Origin of the sequence: Mycolicibacterium sp. TUM20985, from assembly GCF_030295745.1 — a bacterium.
In the GTDB taxonomy this organism is placed as follows: Bacteria; Actinomycetota; Actinomycetes; order Mycobacteriales; family Mycobacteriaceae; genus Mycobacterium.
In genome coordinates this window covers 1,351,647-1,369,778 of sequence record NZ_AP027291.1, presented here as the reverse complement: position 1 = coordinate 1,369,778, position 18,132 = coordinate 1,351,647, and the positions used below count along the sequence as shown (strand labels likewise).

Below are 18,132 nucleotides of genomic sequence, written 5' to 3'. Positions count from 1 at the left end.
GGTGCAGACGTGCTCCGGCTACGCGGAGATGTCTTCGCCCACCATGCTTACGGCCCGCCTCGTGTCGATTCGACGTTCTCCGACCATGCTACCGACATCAGTCAACGAGATATTGGCGCAGCATCGCGGCGACCGCGGTGATCTGCGTGACGTCCACCCGTTCGTCGATGCGGTGCGCCATGTTCGGATCGCCGGGGCCGTAGTTGACCGCGGGGATGCCGAGGGCCGCGAAGCGGGCGACGTCGGTCCACCCGTACTTGGCGCGCACCCGTCCCCCGGCGGCCCGGACGAGTGCGGCCGCCGCCGGCTTCGTCAACCCGGGCAGTGCTCCCGCCGCGGCGTCGGTCAGCTCGGCGTCGACGTCGAGTCCGTCGAGCACCTCGTGCACGTGCGCGGCGGCCTGCTCGACGCTGCGGTCGGGGGCGAACCGGAAGTTCACCGTGACCGACGCGGCGTCGGGGATGACGTTGCCCGCGATGCCACCGTCGATGCGGACGGCGGACAACCCCTCGCGGTAGGTGCAGCCGTCGATGTCGACGTTTCTGGCATCGTAGCTCGACAGCCGGTCGAGCACGGCACCGATCTTGTGAATGGCGTTGTCCCCCAACCACGATCGAGCGGAATGCGCGCGGGTACCCTTGGCGCGGACGACCATCCGAATCGTGCCCTGACACCCCGCCTCGATGAGACCGCCCGAGGGCTCACCGAGGATGGCGACGTCAGCCTCGAGCCAGTCGGGCAGCTCGCGTTCGATGCGACCCAGACCGTTGGCCGTGGACTCGATCTCCTCGCAGTCGTACATGACCAAAGTGATGTCGTGCGACGGCTCGGCGATCGTCGCCGCCAGGTGCAGGAACACCGCGTCACCGGACTTCATGTCCGACGTGCCGCAGCCGAACAACTCGTCGCCGACGAGGTGGCTGGGCACGTTGTCCGCGGCGGGAACGGTATCGAGGTGACCGGCGAGCATGACGCGCGACGGTCGACCCAAATTGGTGCGCGCCAGCACGGCGTGGCCGTTGCGGACGATCTCGTATCCGCTGGTCTGGGTGCGTAGCGCGGCCTCGACCTCGTCGGCGATCCGCTGTTCGTTCCGCGACTCGCTGGGGATGTCCACCAACGCCGCCGTCAGCGCGATGGGATCGGCGCGCAAGTCTAGGGCCACAGTCCTCGAGGCTAGTCCAGTAACCTCGACCATCGTGACTTCCGCATCAGGCGTCGGCGTGGCCACCATCGCGGCCGACGGGACTGTTCTCGACACGTGGTACCCCGAGCCGGAGCTCGGTGGTGACGAGCCGGACCTTGCGTCCGGCACGAACCGCCTCTCCGTGGCCGAGGTACCCGAGGCAATCGGCGCGCTCGAGGGCCGCGACGACGAGCGCGACGTCGAGACGGTCATCGTGCGCACCACGATCGCATCGCTCGACGACAAGCCCGCCGATGCGTTCGACGCCTACCTGCGCCTGCATCTGCTCTCGCACCGACTGATCGCCCCCCACGGCGCCAACATGGACGGCGTGTTCGGGGTGCTGGCCAACGTGGTGTGGACCAACTTCGGCCCCTGCCCGGTCGACGGGTTCGAGTTGACCCGCGCCCGGCTGCGGCGGCGTGGCCCGGTGACCGTCTACGGCATCGACAAGTTCCCCAGGATGGTCGACTACGTGGTGCCCACTGGCGTGCGGATCGCCGACGCCGACCGGGTCCGGCTCGGCGCGCACCTAGCGCAGGGCACGACCGTCATGCACGAGGGCTTCGTCAACTTCAACGCCGGAACCCTGGGCACCTCGATGGTCGAGGGCCGCATCTCGGCGGGCGTGGTCGTCGGCGACGGTACCGATGTCGGCGGCGGCGCATCGATCATGGGCACCCTGTCCGGCGGCGGCAAGGAGGTCATCTCAGTGGGTAGTCGTTGCCTGCTTGGCGCGAACTCCGGGCTCGGGATCTCCCTCGGTGACGACTGCGTCATCGAGGCGGGTCTGTACGTGACCGGTGGCACCAAGGTCACCACGTCAGACGGGCAGACCGTCAAGGCCAAGGAGCTGTCCGGCGCGAACAGCCTTCTGTTCCGCCGCAATTCGGTGTCCGGGGCGGTCGAGGTGGTCTCGCGCGACGGCACCGGCATCACCTTGAACGAGGCGCTGCACGCCAACTGAGGCCTATCGGCATCGGGATACCCGCATCATCGCGACGCCGTGGGCCGGGACCGTCTGTCCGACGGGGCCGTTGGTCCCCGTCTCGGTGTGGCACCAGAGGTCGCGCACGGTGTAGCAGTCGGTACCCGACAGACCGATCGCGTGCGCATCGGTGTGGAGGTCCACCGGCGCATCGCCGCTGTTGAACAACGCGACCGCCACCGCACCGTCGGCGAGCGGTTTCACGATCACCCGCCGATCCTCGAGCAGGGGCAGCCCCTGCAGTCCCAACCCGTCCTGGTCGACCGCGATGACGTCCCGATTGGTGAGGATGTCGCGCGTCGCCTCGTCCATCGACCGCACGTCGTTGCCCGCCAGCAGTGGCGCGGCCAGCATCGCCCATAACGAGAAGTGGGCGCGCTGTTCGACATCCGTTAGATCGGCCCGCTGCGGTCCCAGTGACATCGTCGGGTGAGTTCGGGCGAAGTCCGCCCACCGGATGCCGACCACCAACATGTCTGGGTCGTTGACGTGCATCGGGCCGTCGTACGCGGCGACCGGACCAGCCGCGGCGAACGCCTGGCTGACACCGGCCAGTCCCTCCGCCCCCAGGCGCTCGTCACCCCAGGCCGGCACCAGGTCCATCGCGTCGCGGCTGACGTCGGCGATGCGGGACCAGTCGTATTCGGATCCCGCGTCGGGGTCCCCCGAACTGTTGGGGTTGATGCTGTAGACGATGCGACGGCCGCTGGCGCGCAACGCATCTCGCATCGCCGCGAAGTACTTCACCTGTTCGCTGTGGCCGGCGTCCAGTCGGCACCAGTCGTACTTGAGGTAGTCGACGCCCCAGGCCGCGAAACTCCGCGCGTCCGCCTGCTCGTGGCCGGCCCCGCCGATGTGCGGATCCTGGCCGCACCCCTGATTGAACGGGCTGTGATAAATGCCGAGGTACATGCTGCGGTCATGCGCATAGGCCGCGACGGTGGCGATGCCGTGGGGGAAGCGGTCGGGATCGGCGCGCAAGTTGCCGTCGGCATCACGTGTCGGCGCCGCCCACCCCGCGTCCAGATTGACGTAGTGGTATCCGGCGTCGCGCAGGCCGGAGGACACCATCGCATCGATGACGTCCTCGATGGCCCGTTCAGTCAGGGGCACACCGGAGTTCCAGGAGTTCCACCCCATAGGCGGGGTCTGCGCCGAGCGCGGTAGCACGGCGGGCGATCCGCACGCGGCCAGCACGCCGACGCAGACCAGCAAGACCCACAGTCGACGCACGCGGACATCTTGGCACCGAGATCTGTGGGTGCGTATCGAGTCTCCTGTGAGACGTCAGCCCTTACCCGACAACACGCAGAACTCGTTACCCTCGGGATCGGCCAGTACCACCCAGGACTGCTCGCCCTGCCCGACGTCGACGTGGCGGGCGCCCAACCCTACGAGGCGGTCGACCTCGGCCTGTTGATCGTCGGGCGTGAAGTCGAAGTGGATGCGGTTCTTGATCGTCTTTCCCTCGGGAACGGCGAGGAACAACAAGTTCGGACCAGCAGTCGCGCGAAGCTGGACGTCACCGTCGTCGGTGGTCTCGGCGGGCCACCCGAGCGCGTCGGACCACCACTGGCCGAGCGCGTGAACGTCTGCCGCGTCGATGCATACGTCACTGAAACGCAATGTCATGTCAACAACTCCTTCTTCAGAACCTTACCCATGGCATTCCGGGGCAGGGCCGCCACGATCCGCACTTCACGCGGCCGCTTGTGGACCGAAAGCTGTTGTGCGACATGCTCGATCAACTCCTCTGCAGCAGCCGAGCCGACGACGAAAGCCACGATCCGCTGGCCCAGGTCGGCGTCGGGCAGCCCGACGACCGCCGCCTCGGCGACGCCACCGTGCGCCAAAAGCACCGCTTCGATCTCGCCAGCGCCGATGCGGTAGCCACCGGACTTGATGAGGTCGACCGACTCCCGACCGACGATGCGGTGCATGCCACCGGCGTCGATCACGGCCACGTCACCGGTGCGGTACCACCCGTCGGCGCCGAGGACGTCGGCCGTGGCGTCGGGCCGATTGAGGTAACCGTCGAACATGGTCGGGGCGCGAACCTCCAGTCGCCCAATGGTTTCCCCGTCGTGCGGAGCGGGGGTGCCATCATCGGCCATCAGCCGTGTCTGCACTTCGTCGAGCGGAACCCCGACCCAGCCCGGGCGCCGTTCGCCACCCGCCAGGGTGCTGAGCGTGATCAGGGATTCGGTGCTGCCGTACCGCTCCACGGGGGCGTGACCGGTCAGGCGGACGAGGTCGTCGAACACCGGAACCGGTAGCGGAGCACTACCCGATACCAGGAGCCGTGCCGACGACAGCGCGAGCGCCGCGTCGAGGTCGCCGACGATCCGCGACCACACCGTCGGGACACCGAAGTACAGCGATCCGCCTGCCGCGGCGTAGGCGGCGGGCGTCGGCTTCCCGGTGTGCACGAAGCGGTTTCCGATGCGCAGCGACCCGAGTAGACCGAGGACCAGCCCATGCACGTGGAACAGCGGAAGACCGTGCACCAGGACGTCGTCGGGCGTCCACGCCCACGCGGCGGCCAGCGCGTCGATGTCCGCGGCGATCGCCCGCCGGCTGATCACCACGCCCTTGGGCGGCCCCGTCGTACCGGAGGTGTAGATGACCATCGCGGTCGCGTCCGGCGCGGGTTCGGCGTAGCGATGCCACGACCGCGCGTGCAGCCGCACCGGCACGTGTGGCAGCCCCTCGGGTTCGGCGGGCACGTCGCCCAACCACGCCACCGCACCGGAGTCGTCGAGGATGTGGCGGCGCTCGGCGACCCCGACGTCCGCCGGAACCGGGACGACGGGGACACCCGCGATCAGACAGCCGGTCACGGCGAGCACCGTGGCGGCCGTGGGAGTGGCGAGGACGGCGACCCGGCCGGCGCCGGCGACGCGCTCGGCCACCGAGGTCGCCGCACCGACGAGATCACTCCGGCTGAGCGTCGCACCGCCGATGCGCACCGCGTCCCCGACGTCGTGGCCGGCAGCGACGGCGGAGGGGTTCAGCGAGGCGAGCAGCACGACGGCCACGCTACCGCCTCATCGAACCCGCGATACTGGACGCGTGGATCCCATCGAGCAGGTCGACTCCCGTGTCGTGTACCGGAATGCCTGGATGATCGTTCGGGAAGACGACGTGCGCCGAGCGGACGGCAGCGCCGGCATCTACGGCGTCATCGACAAACCGACCTATGCCCTGGTGATCGCCACGGAGGGCGACCGGTTCCGGCTGGTGGAGCAGTTCCGCTATCCGATCGGGTTGCGGCGTTGGGAGTTTCCGCAGGGCACCGCACCCGGGTCGCTCGACGGCGACGAGCCGCCACCCGCCGCCCTCGCCGCCGACGAGTTGCGGGAAGAGACGGGCTTGCGGGCCGGATCGATGTCGCTGCTGGGCCAACTCGACGTCGCGCCGGGGATGAGCAGCCAGCGCGGCTGGGTGTTCCTGGCCACCGACATCACCGAGGGTGAGCACGAACGCGAGCCGGAGGAGCAGGATATGCGTAGCGAGTGGTTCGCCGGCGCGGAGATCGACGGGATGATCGTGGACGGCACCATCACCGACGCCCAATCCATCGCGGCCTGGATGCTGTTGCGCCTCCGCGAGCAGACCCCCGTGTCGACATGACCGGGACGGGCGGGGCACGGTCACTGCCGGCCTTGCTGATCGCGACGGCCCTGCTGACCGCCTGCTCCGCCGCCACCGACACCGCCGAGATCCGATTGCCGCCCACGGCCGGGGCTTTCGACTACCAGCTGGGTGGGGTCGACGACGGCACCCCGTTGGCCGTGGTCGTCCGGGACGCGGGCGCTCCGCCCATGGCGGGGGCGTACAACGTCTGTTACGTGAACGGCTTTCAATCCCAGCCGGGCGACGGCGACCTTTGGCTCGGGAGCCATCGCGCGGCCGTGCTGCGCGACGCAGACGGAGCGCCCGTCACCGACCCCGACTGGCCCGACGAGTACGTGCTCGACCCCTCGACCGAGAGTCAGCGCGCGACCATCCTCGACGTACTGGGACCGTTGCTGACCGACTGCGCGGCAAAGGGTTTCGATGCCGTCGAGATCGACAACCTAGACACCTTCACCCGGTTCGCCGGCCGTATCAACGAAGCCGCAGCGATCGCCCTCGCGCGCTCCTACGCCGAGCTGGCCCACGGGCAGGGCCTGGCGATCGGGCAGAAGAACGCCGCCGAATCGGCCGAGCGGGCCCGCCGCGAGGTCGGCTTCGACTTCGCCGTCGCCGAGGAATGCGCCGCATACCGGGAGTGCGATCGCTACGCCCGGGTGTACGGAGCACACGTCCTGCAGATCGAGTACACCGACAACCTGCCCGCCCCGTTCCGCGAGGTGTGCGCGTCGCCGGACCGGGCTCCCCTGACGATCCTGCGTGACCGCGATCTCGTCGACCGTGGCACCGACGGGTACGCGTACGACCAGTGCTGAGCGCGGCCGGTCAGCGCCGCCGCTCGGCCAGCGCCCGCAGGAAGAACGTCAGGTTCGCGGGCCGCTCCGCGAGCCGGCGCACGAAGTAGCCGTACCACTGGGTGCCGAACGGCACGTACACCCTGACGTGGTTGCCCGCCTCGGCAAGCCTGAGCTGCTCGGCATCGCGAATGCCGTAGAGCATCTGATACTCGAAATCGCTGACACTCCTATTGAATTCGCGAGCCATGGCGGGAACCGCGTCGATGATCGCCGGGTCGTGCGAGGCCACCATCGGGTACCCCTCCCCCGCCATCAGCACGCGCAGGCACCGCAGGTAGGAGTCGGTTACCTCGTCGGCGTCGCGGTAGGCCACGGAAGCGGGCTCGTCGTAGGCACCCTTGCACAGCCGGATCCTGGCTCCGGATGCCGCGAACTCCGCGCAGTCGCCCTCAGTCCGCTTCAGGTACGCCTGCAGAACCGTTCCGAGCCAGGGAAAGTCGTCGCGGAGTTCACGCACGATGGACAGTGTCGAGTCCGTGGTGGCGTGGTCCTCGGCGTCGACGGTGACCCACACGCCGCGCTCGCGCGCCGTGGTGCAGACCGCGTGCGCGTTCTCGAGCGCGATCTTCTCGCCGTCGCGCGGCAGCGCCTGGCCCAGCGCCGAGAGCTTCAGCGACACCTCGAGCGGTCGCGGCCCGTCGAGACCCTCCTCACGCTGGCCGAGGGCATCGAGCAGGTCGACGTAGGCGCGCACGGTGGCGTCGGCTGCCTCCGCGTCGGTGACGTCCTCGCCCAGGTAGTCGATCGACACGAAGCGGTGCGAATCCCGCAGCGCCGCAACCGAGGTCAACGCGTGCTCGACCGTCTCACCGGGCACGAAGCGGTGCACGACCCGACGGGTCAGGGGCATCCGTTCGGCTGTGCGACGGAGGCCATCGGACCTCGCGGCGGACAGGATGGCGGGTCGCGCCACCCTTTGGAAGACGCCCATCGTCATCCCTCCATGTGCGGGTAGTCGTGATTCACCGGGGGCACGAACGTCTCCTTGATCGACCGTGCCGAGGTCCACCGCAGCAGGTTCAATGCCGAGCCGGCCTTGTCGTTGGTGCCCGACGCGCGCGCTCCGCCGAACGGCTGCTGACCGACCACGGCACCGGTGGGTTTGTCGTTGACGTAGAAGTTGCCTGCGGCGTGGCGCAACCGGTCCTCGGCGGCCAGCACGGCTGCCCGGTCGTCGGCGATCACGGCGCCGGTGAGGGCGTACTTCGAACCGGCGTCGACGATGTCGAGGACGTCGTCCCAGCGGTCGTCGTCATAGACGTGCAGCGCCAGGATCGGGCCGAAGTACTCGTCGGAGAACGCCTCGTCGCGTGCGTCGTCGGACAACAGCACCGTGGGCCGGACGAAGAACCCCTCGGCGTCGTCGTACTCGCCGCCGACGGCGATCGTCACACCCGCCGCGCCCTTCGCCCGCTCGATGGCCTTGACGTTCTTGGTGAAGGCGCGTTCGTCGATCAGGGCGCCACCGTAGTTGGACAGGTCCGTCACGTCGCCGAAGGCGAGTTGCTCGGTGGCTCCGAGGAAGTCGTCACCCATCTGCTGCCATACCGACCGCGGCACGAACGCCCGCGACGCTGCCGAACACTTCTGGCCCTGATAGTCGAACGCGCCTCGGATGAGCGCGGTGCGCAGGACGTCGGGACGCGCCGAGGGGTGGGCGACGACGAAGTCCTTGCCGCCGGTCTCGCCGACCAGTCGCGGGTAGGTGTCGTAGCGGTCGATGTGGGTGCCGACCTCACGCCACAGGTGCTGGAACGTCGCGGTGGAGCCGGTGAAGTGGATGCCCGCCAGCCGTGGGTCGGCCAGCACGACGTCGGATACGGCGTACCCGTCGCCGGTCACCATGTTGATCACCCCTGGCGGCAGGCCGGCCGCTTCGAGGAGCTGCATCGTCAGATACGCCGAGAACGTTTGCGTGACAGATGGTTTCCACACCACGGTGTTGCCCATCAGGGCGGGTGCGGTGGGAAGATTGCCCGCGATCGCGGTGAAGTTGAACGGGGTGACCGCATAGACGAAGCCCTCGAGCGGGCGGTAGTCCGTGCGATTCCACACCCCACGCGCACTGATCGGCTGTTGCGCCATGATCTCCCTGGCGAACGCCACGTTGAAACGCCAGAAGTCGGCCAGCTCGCAGGACGCATCGATCTCGCCCTGGTACGCCGTCTTCGACTGGCCGAGCATGGTGGCGGCGACGAGCTTCTCCCGCCACGGCCCCGCGAGCAGATCCGCGGCACGCAGGAACACCGCGGCCCGCTCGTCGAACGGCGTCGCCTCCCACGCCCGCTTGGCGGCGACCGCGGCGTCGACGGCGGCGGATGCCTCGGCGTGATTCGCGTTGGTCAGGGTGCCCAGCACCGAGCTGTGGCGGTGCGGCTGGACGACGTCGATGCGCTCGCCGCCGCCCATCGCGTGCCTGCCGGCGATCACGTGCGGCAGGTCGATGGGTGCGGCGGTGTCCAGCGCGGCGAGTTCGGTGACGAGCCTGGCGCGCTCCGGACTGCCGGGCGCGTACTCGTGGACGGGCTCGTTGGCGGGGACCGGTACGTGGGTGACGGCCGTGAATGCACTCATGTGATTAGCGTCTCTCGTGCGACCGCTTGACCCATTGGCCGATCGGCCAAACATCGTGGGTGTCGTCGGTAGGATCAGCCAACATGGAGGCCGCCCGCATCGGACTCGGTCAGCTGCTCCTCGCCCTCGACGCGACGATGGTGCGGCTGGTGGAGGCGCCGCGCGGTCTGGACCTCCCGGTGGCGTCGGCGGCCTTGATCGACGCCGACGACGTCCGCCTCGGGTTGGCGGTCGGGTCGGGGTCGGCCGACGTGTTCTTCATCCTCGGCGTCGGAGACGACGACGTCCTCGCGTGGCTGGTGCACCAGGCGGCGCGTCGGATACCTGCGGCCATCTTCGTCAAGGAGCCCTCCGACGCCGTGGTGGCCCGGGCGGCAGCCGTGGGTACGGCCGTCGTCGCCGTCGACCCCAGGGCCCGTTGGGAGCGGCTGTACCGTCTGGTCGACCACGTCTTCGAACACCACGGCGACCGCGCCGACCCGTTGTACGACTCGAGCACCGACCTGTTCGGGCTGGCCCAGTCGATCGCCGACCGCACGCACGGCATGGTCAGCATCGAGGACGTCCAGTCGCACGTACTGGCGTATTCGGCGTCCAACGACGAGGCCGACGAGCTGCGGCGGCTGTCGATCCTCGGCCGTGCCGGCCCGCCCGAGCACCTCGAATGGATCGGCCGGGCGGGCATCTTCGACGCCCTGCGTGCCACCGGTGACGTGGTCCGCGTCGACGCCCGGCCCGAACTGGGGCTGCGACCCCGTCGCGCGGTCGGCATTCACCACGCCGCGCCAGACCGCGGGCGTGGCCCCGTGTTCGCAGGCACCATCTGGCTGCAGGAGGGCGCCCGGCCCCTGGCCGAGGACGCCGATGACGTACTGCGCGGCGCCGGCGTTCTGGCGGCCAGGATCATCTCGCGGTTGGCAGCCACGCCGTCGACGCACGCGGTTCGGGTGCAGGAGTTGCTCGGGCTGCGCGACGTCGCCTTCGACGAAGGCGACGTGTTGGAGGCCGCGCGCGAACTCGGCATCGTGACGGACGGGCGCGTCGCGGTGATCGGCTTCGACGGCGCATCGGGTGCGCCGACGCGACTTGCCGATGTACTTGCGTTGAGCGCCAGCGCCTTTCGGCGGGATGCGCAGGTGGCAGCTGGGCCGTCGCGCGTCTACGTACTGTTCCCGCACACCGGCAGTGCGTCGGCGGTGATGTCGTGGATCCGCGGTACCATCGGCGCCCTGCGCACCGAGCTGGGGTTGGAGCTGCGGGCCGTGATCGCCCATCCCGCAACGGGTCTGACGGGTGTGGCGGCGGCACGGGCCGAGGTGGACCGCGTGCTAGCCAGCGCCGAACGACACCCGGGCGCCATCAGCCAGGTGACGTCACTCGCCGAATCGCGCACGACCGTCCTGCTCGACGAGATCGTCACGATGGTCGGGGCCGACGACCGCCTCGTCGATCCGCGCGTCGACCAACTGCGCGCGAAGGACCCGACGCTGGTGGACACGCTGCGGGCCTATCTCGATTGCTTCGGTGACGTCGCGACGGCCGCGGCGTGGCTGCACGTGCACCCGAACACCGTCCGCTACCGGGTGCGACGGATCGAGGAGGAGTTGGGCACGTCGCTCGCCGATCCCGATGTGCGCCTGCTGCTTTCGCTGAGCCTGCGAGTGCCCTAGGCACCCGCCTCACCCTCTCGCCGCGAGTGTGCGGATTCCTCCGCGACACGCCGCCGTCGGCGGATCGGGACGCACAGTGGACGACGGAGCTCAGGCGAGCCGTCGGACCGCCGCGTCGATCCGCTCGTCGGTAGCCGTCAGCGCCATCCGCACGTGTCGCGCGCCGCGCGCGCCGTAGAACTCTCCCGGCGCGACCAGGATGCCCAGTTCGGCCAGCGAGGCCACGGTGTCGCGGCACGGCTCGCCGCGCGTCGCCCACAGATAGAGACCGGCCTCGGAGTGGTCGACGGTGAACCCCGCGCCACGCACCGCCGCCAGCAGGACGTCCCGCCGACGCGCGTAGAGCCCCCGCTGCACGTGCTCGTGGGCGTCGTCGTCGAGAGCGGCGACCATGGCCGCCTGGATCGGCGTCGGCACCATCATGCCGGCGTGCTTGCGCACCGCGAGCAGTTCGGCCACCACCGCGGGGTCGCCCGCGACGAAACCGGCGCGGTAGCCGGCCAGCGACGAGCTCTTCGACAGCGAGTGGATGGCGAGCAGGCCGGTGTGGTCGCCGTCGCAGACCGATGGGTGCAGCACCGAGACCGGCGCCGCATCGGGGTCCCAGCCGAGGCCGAGGTAGCACTCGTCGGAGGCCACCAGCGCGCCCCTCCTGCGGGCCCACTCGACGACCTTGCGGAGATGCTCGACGCCGAGGACCGCGCCCGTCGGGTTGCTCGGCGAGTTGACGTATACGAGTTTGGGAGCCCGCGGCCCGAGCTGCGTCAACGAGTCGGCGGCGACGACCTCGGCACGGGCCAGCCGCGCTCCGACGTCGTAGGTCGGGTAGGCCAACTCGGGCACCACGACGAGGTCGCCGGATCCGAGGTTCAGCAGTGTCGGAAGCCAGGCAATGAGTTCCTTGGTGCCGATGACCGGCAGCACGGCATCAGCGGCGAGGTCGGTGATGCCGTAACGACGGCGAAGGGCATTCACCGCGGCGTCCCGCAGCGCCGGCGTGCCCGCCGTCGTCGGGTAGCCGGGCGCGGAGCTGGCAGTCGCCAGCGCCTCGCGGATGATCGGCGCTACGGGGTCGACGGGCGTGCCGACCGACAGATCGACGATCCCGTCGGGGTGCGCCCTGGCGGTGGCCGTGGCCTCGGCCAGCGTGTCCCAGGGGAAGACCGGCAGTGCCGCCGATAGCGGCCCGGCCGGACTCAGGCCCGGCGGGCTGCTCGGCTTCGCTTCGCTCAGCTCTCCTCGCCCCGTGGTCGGCTTCGCTTCGCTCAGCTCTCCTCGCCCCGTGGTCGGCTTCGCTTCGCTCAGCTCTCCTCGCCCTGAGGTCGGCTTCGCTTCGCTCAGCTCTCCTCGCCCTGAGGTCGGCTTCGCTTCGCTCAGCTCTCCTCGCCCTGAGGGGGCATGTCCTTGATCACCTGCGGGTCGTTATCGGTTTGTCCGACCTTCGACGCGCCACCGGGGGATCCCAACTCGACGAAGAAGTCGGCGTTGTACTGCGTGTAGCCGCTCCACTGGTCCGGGACGTCGTCCTCGTAGTAGATGGCCTCCACCGGGCAGACCGGCTCGCAGGCACCACAATCCACGCACTCGTCGGGGTGGATGTACAGCATGCGTGCGCCCTCGTAGATGCAGTCGACGGGGCACTCTTCGATACATGCCTTGTCTTTGATGTCGACACAGGGTTCGGCAATGGTGTACGTCACTGATGTCTCTCCTGTCCGCGGGGGCTGCTCGTCGGGTGGGGTAAGCGAGGAACCCCGAGAAGCCGAAGCAAGTATGCGTTGCCGATACCTGCACGCCTGTCTCAGTGTGTCCTAACTTCACGCGCCACCGTTGGGGGTGCCACGCGGTTACTGATACTAAACGTTGCACATACAACCCGCCTAGTCGCCCACTCGCCCCGCGCCCCTTCCCTTGCGCGAGCGTGCGCGTCTGCGGGCAACACGCCGAGGCGCGATCCGAGAACACGCACGCTCGCGACGCAAGGGGGCGTCTGAACTACGCCTGCTTGAGGGCCTCGATCTCGAGGGTGATGGTGATCTTGTCGCCGACGACGGCGCCACCGGTCTCCAGCGGCATGTCGATGTCGATGCCGAAGTCCTTGCGGTTGAGCACGACTGACGCATCGAAGCCCGCGACCTCACCATGGCCCATGCCCGGGTTGACGCCGTTGAACTCGAGCTTGAGCTCGATCGGCTTGGTCACGCCCTTGAGGGTGAAGTCACCGTCGACGACGTAGTCGCCACCGTCGGCCCGCACGCCGGTCGAGACGAACGTCGCGGTCGGGTACTTCTCCACGTCGAAGAAGTCGGCTGACTTGACGTGTCCATCGCGCTGCTCGTTGCCGGTGTTGAGCGAGTCCACGGCGATCTCGGCAGACACCGACGGGGTGCCGTCCTCCGCGACGACGATCGCGCCGCTGAACGTCCCGAAGCTGCCACGCACCTTGCTCACCATCAGGTGGCGCACGGAGAAGCCGATCGACGAGTGGACGGGGTCGATGGCCCAGGTCCCGGTGCTCAACTGGCTCGCTACGGATGCGGTCATGTCTGGATCTCCTTGACTCGGGGCCGGCGTCTCCGGCACCTCATCGAGCTTAAACGGACCGCGGTCCGAATTTGTTCCGGCCCACGGCTCCAGCTCAGACAACAGTCGATCGATCGGCAACCGGGGCGAACGGTGCCCGTCCCGGCCGACCATGTCGTCGTTGACCACCAGAGCGTTCAGCACCGCTTCCTCGACGGACTGGACGACGGCGGCGTAGAAGGCGTCCATCCGACCCCACGGGATGAACCTCATCGCGCCGAACTCGTCGTCGCCGGGCGGGTCGACCGGGAATCCGCTCTGCAGCCCGTCCGCATCCGCCGTCGAGAACGCCAGGAAGATGTCGCCGGAGAAATGGCTGCCCGTCGTACCCGTCCGCGCCAGCCCGAGCGGCACCCGTCGGGCGAGCGCCTTGCACTGTCCCGGCAGAAGGGGCGCGTCGGTCGCGATGATGGCGATCACCGAGCCCGCGCCGGGAGGTGCCCGCAGCCCGAGATCCTCGGCAAACCAGTCGGAGTCCATCGGATTGTCCTCGGCGAGTAGCGGACCGAGGTGCCTGCCGGCCACGGTCAGCTCGTGGCGGGAGCCGAAGTTCGCCTGAACGAACGCCGCGACGGTGAAGGCGTGAGCGCCGTACTGGACCACCCGCGACGACGTCCCGTTCCCGCCCTTGAACTCGTAGCAGTTCATCCCCGTGCCGCCCCCGACCGAACCCTCCGCCACCGGGCCGGACGTTGCCGCGTCGAGCGCGGCTTCGACGTGTTCGGGCCGAACGTGGGCACCGTTGATGTCGTTCAGGTAGCCGTCCCAGGTCTCCCCGCACACGGGCAGCAGCCACTGCCGCGCGAGCTGGGGATTCACCCGGTTGACCCAGCTCACCACGCCGGTGTGACAGGCGCCGATGGCATGGGTATTGGACAGCACCACAGGCAGATTGAACGCCCCGACTTCTTCGATCCACGTGGTGCCGGTCATCTCGCCGTTGCCGTTGAGCGAATGCCAGCCGGCGGCGCACGGCCGCCCCAGACCGTCGCGTCCGCGCGGCAGGATCGCGGTGACGCCGGTGCGCACCGGCCCGCGCCCCACCTGGAGCGCGCCGTCGCCCTCGATGAGGGTGACTTCGCCGACTTCGACACCGGGCACGTCGGTGATCGCGTTGAGCGGGCCGGGATCACCGAGCAGGGAGATGGCGAGCCCGCGGGCCCGCGGTCGTCCGTCGGCAGTGTGGGTCTGAGGTGAAGTCACGCTCTGAGTAGACACGTCGGCGCCCACGCGCGCGCGGTCAGCCGCGCTCGCCCCACACGGCTTGAGCACCCGCGTCACCGATCCGGACCACCGTCACGATCGACGAGACGCCGACGACGAGGGCGACGGCGGCGACGACGACGGCCGCGAGCTTCCTCGGCGCGTCGGACCGAGTCTCCCGCACGTGCAGCACCGCAAGGGCCACGGCGACCACCACCAGCGCGACGGAGAAGTAGATCATCCACTCGCCACGCTCGGCATGCTCGAGGAGGATCGGGCGCGGCTGACCACCGCTGTTCAGGAGCCACTCGCCAGCCTCGGTGGTGATGGGCGTCAACACCAAGTTCGCGGCAGCCAACGCCAGGATCAGCCAGACCAGCCGGCGACGGGCAGCGGTCCAGAACCCGCAAAGGATCTCGAGCAACGCGACCAGTGGGACGAGTACCACGATCGCGTGGACGAGCAGGGCGTGTGCGGGGATACCGGCAATGGTGGTCAAGGGCGCTCCTCGATTCGGGGCTGTCGAACGACGAGCCGTCCTATGTATACGGGCCGGACCCGGCGATGCGTTCGAGAAGCTGAAATCGCCGCGGCGAGCGTGCGTGTCGTCGCGTCGCAAAGCGGCGTGTCGACCAACGGACACGCACGCTCGCGCAAGGGGGCGGCAGGCGGGAGCGGGCCTCAGGCGGCCATCGGCGCGTAGGTGGTGGTGCGCTGACGGGCCGGGCGGCCGATGCCCTCCGCGATTGCCGTCAACTCCGCGGCGGACTTGGCCGAGCCGTTCTCCGAGCCGGCCATCCGGGAGATCGTCTCCTCCATCAGCGTGCCGCCCAGATCATTGGCACCGCCGTTCAGCATCACCTGCGTGCGCTCGACACCGAGCTTCACCCAGCTGGTCTGGATGTGATCGATCCTGCCGTGCAACATGATTCGCGCCAGGGCGTGGACGGCGCGGTTGTCGCGGTGCGTCGGACCGGGCCGGGCGCCGCCGGCCAGGTACAGCGGGCTGGACTGGTGCACGAACGGTAGCGGCACGAACTCGGTGAAACCGCCCGTGCGGTCCTGGATGTCACGCAGCACGTTGAGGTGCCCGACCCAGTGCCGCGGGGTGTCGACGTGGCCGTACATCATCGTCGAACTCGAGCGCAGACCGACTTCGTGAGCCGTGGTGATGACCTCTACCCACGCCGACGTGGGCAGCTTGCCCTTGGTCAGGACCCAGCGGACCTCGTCGTCGAGGATCTCGGCGGCCGTGCCGGGGATGGAGCCCAGGCCGGCCTCGCGCAGGTCGGTCAACCACTCGCGAATCGAGGTGCCGCTCTTGGTGACACCGTTGGAGATCTCCATCGGGGAGAACGCGTGGACGTGCATCTCGGGCACGCGCGCCTTGACCGCCCGCACCAGGTCGGCATACCCGGTGACGGGCAGCTCGGGATCGATGCCGCCCTGCATGCACACCTCGGTGGCCCCGGCGACGTGCGCTTCCCACGCCCGGTCGGCGACGTCACCGGTGGACAGCGAGAAGGCGTCGGCATCACCCTTGCGCTGGGCGAACGCGCAGAAGCGGCAGCCGGTGTAGCAGATGTTGGTGAAGTTGATGTTGCGGTTCACCACGAACGTGACGTCATCGCCGACGACGTCGCGGCGCAACGAATCGGCAAGGGCCGCAACGGCATCCAACGCCGGTCCATCAGCGGTGGCGAGTGCGTGGTAGGCGTCATCACTGAGCCCGGCGGGATCGGCCTCCGCGGCGCGTAGCGCGGCGAGCACGTCGGTGTCGATTCGCTCCGGTGCGCGGGCGGCCAACTCCGCGACCTTGTCCCGAATCGACTCCCAGTCACCGAACGCGCTACCCAGGTCGCTGCGCGTCTCGGTGAGCCTGCCCTCGGCGTCGATCGCGGTGTGCAGATCGGTGCGTCCCAGCGACTCGGTCGCCTCGTCGGGTTCCTGCCACGGCATGCCGACCGGGTTCAGGTCGCGCGCGAAACCGGTCTCGGGGTCGGCAAGTGCGGCGACGTGGCCCTGCACGCGCGGGTCGATCCACGCCGCGCCCGCCTGCACGTACTGCGGCTGCGCCGTCAGCCGCTGCACCAGGTCGAAGCCCGCCTCGGCGGTGACGGCGGCGAGTTCGTCGAGCGCGGGCCACGGCCGTTCGGGGTTGACGTGGTCGGGGGTCAGCGGTGACACGCCGCCCCAGTCGTCGACGCCCGCGCCGATCAGCGCGAGGCACTCGTCCCGCGACACCAGATTCGGCGGCGCCTGGATGCGCATCTTCGGGCCGAGCACCAGGCGGGTGACGGCGACGGTCGCCAGGAAGTCGTCGATCCCGGCGTCGGGGACGCTTGCCATCGCCGTGTGATCCTTGGCCCGGAAGTTCTGCACGATCACTTCCTGCACGTGCCCGAATTCCTTGGCCGACTTGCGAATCGCGTGCATCGTCTCGGCGCGCTCGACGAGGTTCTCACCGATGCCGACCAGCAGCCCGGTGGTGAACGGCACCGACAGTCGGCCCGCGTCGTCCAGCGTGCGCAGGCGCACGGCGGGATCCTTGTCGGGGCTGCCGTAGTGGGCCAGCCCCTTGGTCTCGTACAACCGTCGCGACGTGGTCTCCAGCATCATGCCCATCGACGGCGCGACGGGCTTGAGCCGCGACAACTCCGACCAGCTCATGACGCCGGGGTTTAGGTGCGGAAGCAAACCCGTCTCCTCGAGCACCCGGATGGACATCGCGCGGACGTAGTCCAGCGTCGAGTCGTAACCCCGTTCGTCGAGCCACTGGCGGGCTTCGTCCCACCGCTCCTCGGGACGGTCGCCGAGGGTGAAGAGCGCTTCCTTGCAACCCAATTCGGCGCCCCGGCGGGCGACGTCGAGGATCTCGTCGGGCTCCATGTACATGCCCTTGCCCTCGGCGCGCAGGCGGCCAGGGACGGTGACGAACGTGCAGTAGTGGCACGTGTCGCGACACAGGTGGGTGATCGGGATGAACACCTTGCGGGAGTAACTCACCGGCAGCCGGCCGGTCGCACCGCGACGACCCGCGGCCTCCAGGCCGGCGTCGCGCACCCTCGCCGCGCTGGCCATCAAATCCTCGAGGTCGGCGCCTCGGGCGGTCATTGCGATCGCCGCTTCGTCGACGTTGAGGGCGACGCCGTCGCGCGCTCTCCGCAACACGCGGCGCACGGCGGCAGGACTCGGCGCGCTCGGATCCGATGTCGAGGACTTGGAAGGGATCACGGGGCTGGGCAGATCGGCGCCGCCTTGGGGGTTCAGAGCCACTCCTCTGTAACCCCGCGGTCGACGAGAATCATCCGCACGTCTCACCATCTGAAACCACTGCCCCTGGCATACGGGCCACAGTAGCCCCAGCAGTCCGACGCCGGACCCCGCCATCGGGTCGGCCGGAGTCTGCTCCGACGTCACTGACGTCAGCGTAAG

The 18,132-nt window shown here is 69.2% G+C and carries 15 protein-coding genes and 1 pseudogene; 4 read left to right on the top strand and 12 right to left on the bottom strand.

Annotated elements, in window-relative coordinates:
* Positions 1 to 97: 97 nt before the first annotated feature.
* The gene (dapE, locus tag QUE68_RS06780) at positions 98 to 1,198 is read right to left on the bottom strand and encodes a succinyl-diaminopimelate desuccinylase (RefSeq protein ID WP_454786232.1); all 1,101 of its coding nucleotides are present in this window, start codon (positions 1,196 to 1,198) and stop codon (positions 98 to 100) included.
* A 1-nt stretch (position 1,199) separates the two neighbouring features.
* On the opposite strand from dapE, the gene dapD reads away from it, so the two are divergent.
* Positions 1,200 to 2,153 (top strand): 2,3,4,5-tetrahydropyridine-2,6-dicarboxylate N-succinyltransferase, encoded by a 954-nt coding sequence (gene dapD / locus QUE68_RS06775; protein WP_284225196.1) that lies wholly within the window; start codon positions 1,200 to 1,202, stop codon positions 2,151 to 2,153.
* A gap of 3 nt (positions 2,154 to 2,156) precedes the next feature.
* Here the strand turns inward: dapD and QUE68_RS06770 are convergent, their stop codons facing one another.
* Genes QUE68_RS06770 through QUE68_RS06760 form a run of 3 tightly spaced genes read right to left on the bottom strand, consistent with a single transcriptional unit; the run spans position 2,157 to position 5,203 of the window.
* Entirely contained in the window at positions 2,157 to 3,407 is a 1,251-nt protein-coding gene (locus QUE68_RS06770) for a glycoside hydrolase family 27 protein (protein WP_286275319.1), read from the bottom strand.
* Between the two features lie 54 nt (positions 3,408 to 3,461).
* A complete protein-coding gene (locus QUE68_RS06765; protein WP_284233253.1) occupies positions 3,462 to 3,806 on the bottom strand; it encodes a VOC family protein in 345 nt (114 codons plus the stop codon).
* Positions 3,803 to 5,203, bottom strand: coding sequence for an acyl-CoA synthetase (locus tag QUE68_RS06760; protein ID WP_284234690.1), 1,401 nt, complete (start codon positions 5,201 to 5,203; stop codon positions 3,803 to 3,805). The genes QUE68_RS06765 and QUE68_RS06760 overlap by 4 nt, the downstream gene beginning before the upstream one ends.
* Before the next feature lie 43 nt (positions 5,204 to 5,246).
* Here QUE68_RS06760 and QUE68_RS06755 point away from each other — a divergent pair, with 43 nt between their 5' ends.
* Positions 5,247 to 5,807: an NUDIX domain-containing protein gene (locus tag QUE68_RS06755; RefSeq protein ID WP_284233251.1), complete on the top strand. Its 561-nt coding sequence runs from the start codon at positions 5,247 to 5,249 to the stop codon at positions 5,805 to 5,807.
* Complete coding sequence (locus QUE68_RS06750; protein WP_284233249.1) at positions 5,804 to 6,625, top strand: endo alpha-1,4 polygalactosaminidase; 822 nt, start codon at positions 5,804 to 5,806, stop codon at positions 6,623 to 6,625. Before QUE68_RS06755 ends, QUE68_RS06750 begins: the two co-directional genes overlap by 4 nt.
* A 10-nt stretch (positions 6,626 to 6,635) precedes the next feature.
* On the opposite strand, the gene QUE68_RS06745 is transcribed toward QUE68_RS06750, so the two are convergent.
* Together QUE68_RS06745 and pruA are read right to left on the bottom strand one after the other, a co-directional pair.
* Positions 6,636 to 7,598: a proline dehydrogenase family protein gene (locus QUE68_RS06745; RefSeq protein WP_284233247.1), complete on the bottom strand. Its 963-nt coding sequence runs from the start codon at positions 7,596 to 7,598 to the stop codon at positions 6,636 to 6,638.
* 2 nt (positions 7,599 to 7,600) lie between these two features.
* Entirely contained in the window at positions 7,601 to 9,241 is a 1,641-nt protein-coding gene (gene pruA / locus QUE68_RS06740) for an L-glutamate gamma-semialdehyde dehydrogenase (RefSeq protein ID WP_284225189.1), read from the bottom strand.
* Positions 9,242 to 9,324: 83 nt separating this feature from the next.
* On the opposite strand from pruA, the gene QUE68_RS06735 reads away from it, so the two are divergent.
* Positions 9,325 to 10,911: a PucR family transcriptional regulator gene (locus tag QUE68_RS06735; RefSeq protein WP_284233246.1), complete on the top strand. Its 1,587-nt coding sequence runs from the start codon at positions 9,325 to 9,327 to the stop codon at positions 10,909 to 10,911.
* Between the two features lie 90 nt (positions 10,912 to 11,001).
* On the opposite strand, the gene dapC is transcribed toward QUE68_RS06735, so the two are convergent.
* The 6 genes and pseudogenes from dapC to QUE68_RS06705 form a co-directional block, all read right to left on the bottom strand.
* The gene (gene dapC / locus QUE68_RS06730) at positions 11,002 to 12,111 is read right to left on the bottom strand and encodes a succinyldiaminopimelate transaminase (protein WP_284230723.1); all 1,110 of its coding nucleotides are present in this window, start codon (positions 12,109 to 12,111) and stop codon (positions 11,002 to 11,004) included.
* A 173-nt stretch (positions 12,112 to 12,284) separates the two neighbouring features.
* Complete coding sequence (gene fdxA / locus QUE68_RS06725; protein WP_284233245.1) at positions 12,285 to 12,611, bottom strand: ferredoxin; 327 nt, start codon at positions 12,609 to 12,611, stop codon at positions 12,285 to 12,287.
* A gap of 295 nt (positions 12,612 to 12,906) precedes the next feature.
* Positions 12,907 to 13,455 (bottom strand): YceI family protein, encoded by a 549-nt coding sequence (locus QUE68_RS06720; RefSeq protein ID WP_284230721.1) that lies wholly within the window; start codon positions 13,453 to 13,455, stop codon positions 12,907 to 12,909.
* A 189-nt stretch (positions 13,456 to 13,644) separates the two neighbouring features.
* A pseudogene (locus QUE68_RS06715) lies at positions 13,645 to 14,595 on the bottom strand (DmpA family aminopeptidase); the annotation flags it as partial.
* Positions 14,596 to 14,734: 139 nt separating this feature from the next.
* A complete protein-coding gene (locus QUE68_RS06710) occupies positions 14,735 to 15,196 on the bottom strand; it encodes a DUF2231 domain-containing protein (RefSeq protein WP_284225186.1) in 462 nt (153 codons plus the stop codon).
* A gap of 182 nt (positions 15,197 to 15,378) precedes the next feature.
* Positions 15,379 to 17,973: a bifunctional FO biosynthesis protein CofGH gene (locus QUE68_RS06705; RefSeq protein ID WP_284225185.1), complete on the bottom strand. Its 2,595-nt coding sequence runs from the start codon at positions 17,971 to 17,973 to the stop codon at positions 15,379 to 15,381.
* Positions 17,974 to 18,132 lie beyond the last annotated feature (159 nt).

Bases quoted from the DNA above. Each gene is read 5' to 3' on its own strand.
- dapE (WP_454786232.1), bottom strand. From the start codon at position 1,198: ATGGTCGAGGTTACTGGACTAGCCTCGAGGACTGTGGCCCTAGACTTG.
- QUE68_RS06735 (WP_284233246.1), top strand. From the start codon at position 9,325: ATGGAGGCCGCCCGCATCGGACTCGGTCAGCTGCTCCTCGCCCTCGAC.
- QUE68_RS06745 (WP_284233247.1), bottom strand. From the start codon at position 7,598: ATGGGCGTCTTCCAAAGGGTGGCGCGACCCGCCATCCTGTCCGCCGCG.
- pruA (WP_284225189.1), bottom strand. From the start codon at position 9,241: ATGAGTGCATTCACGGCCGTCACCCACGTACCGGTCCCCGCCAACGAG.
- QUE68_RS06765 (WP_284233253.1), bottom strand. From the start codon at position 3,806: ATGACATTGCGTTTCAGTGACGTATGCATCGACGCGGCAGACGTTCAC.
- QUE68_RS06750 (WP_284233249.1), top strand. From the start codon at position 5,804: ATGACCGGGACGGGCGGGGCACGGTCACTGCCGGCCTTGCTGATCGCG.
- QUE68_RS06720 (WP_284230721.1), bottom strand. From the start codon at position 13,455: ATGACCGCATCCGTAGCGAGCCAGTTGAGCACCGGGACCTGGGCCATC.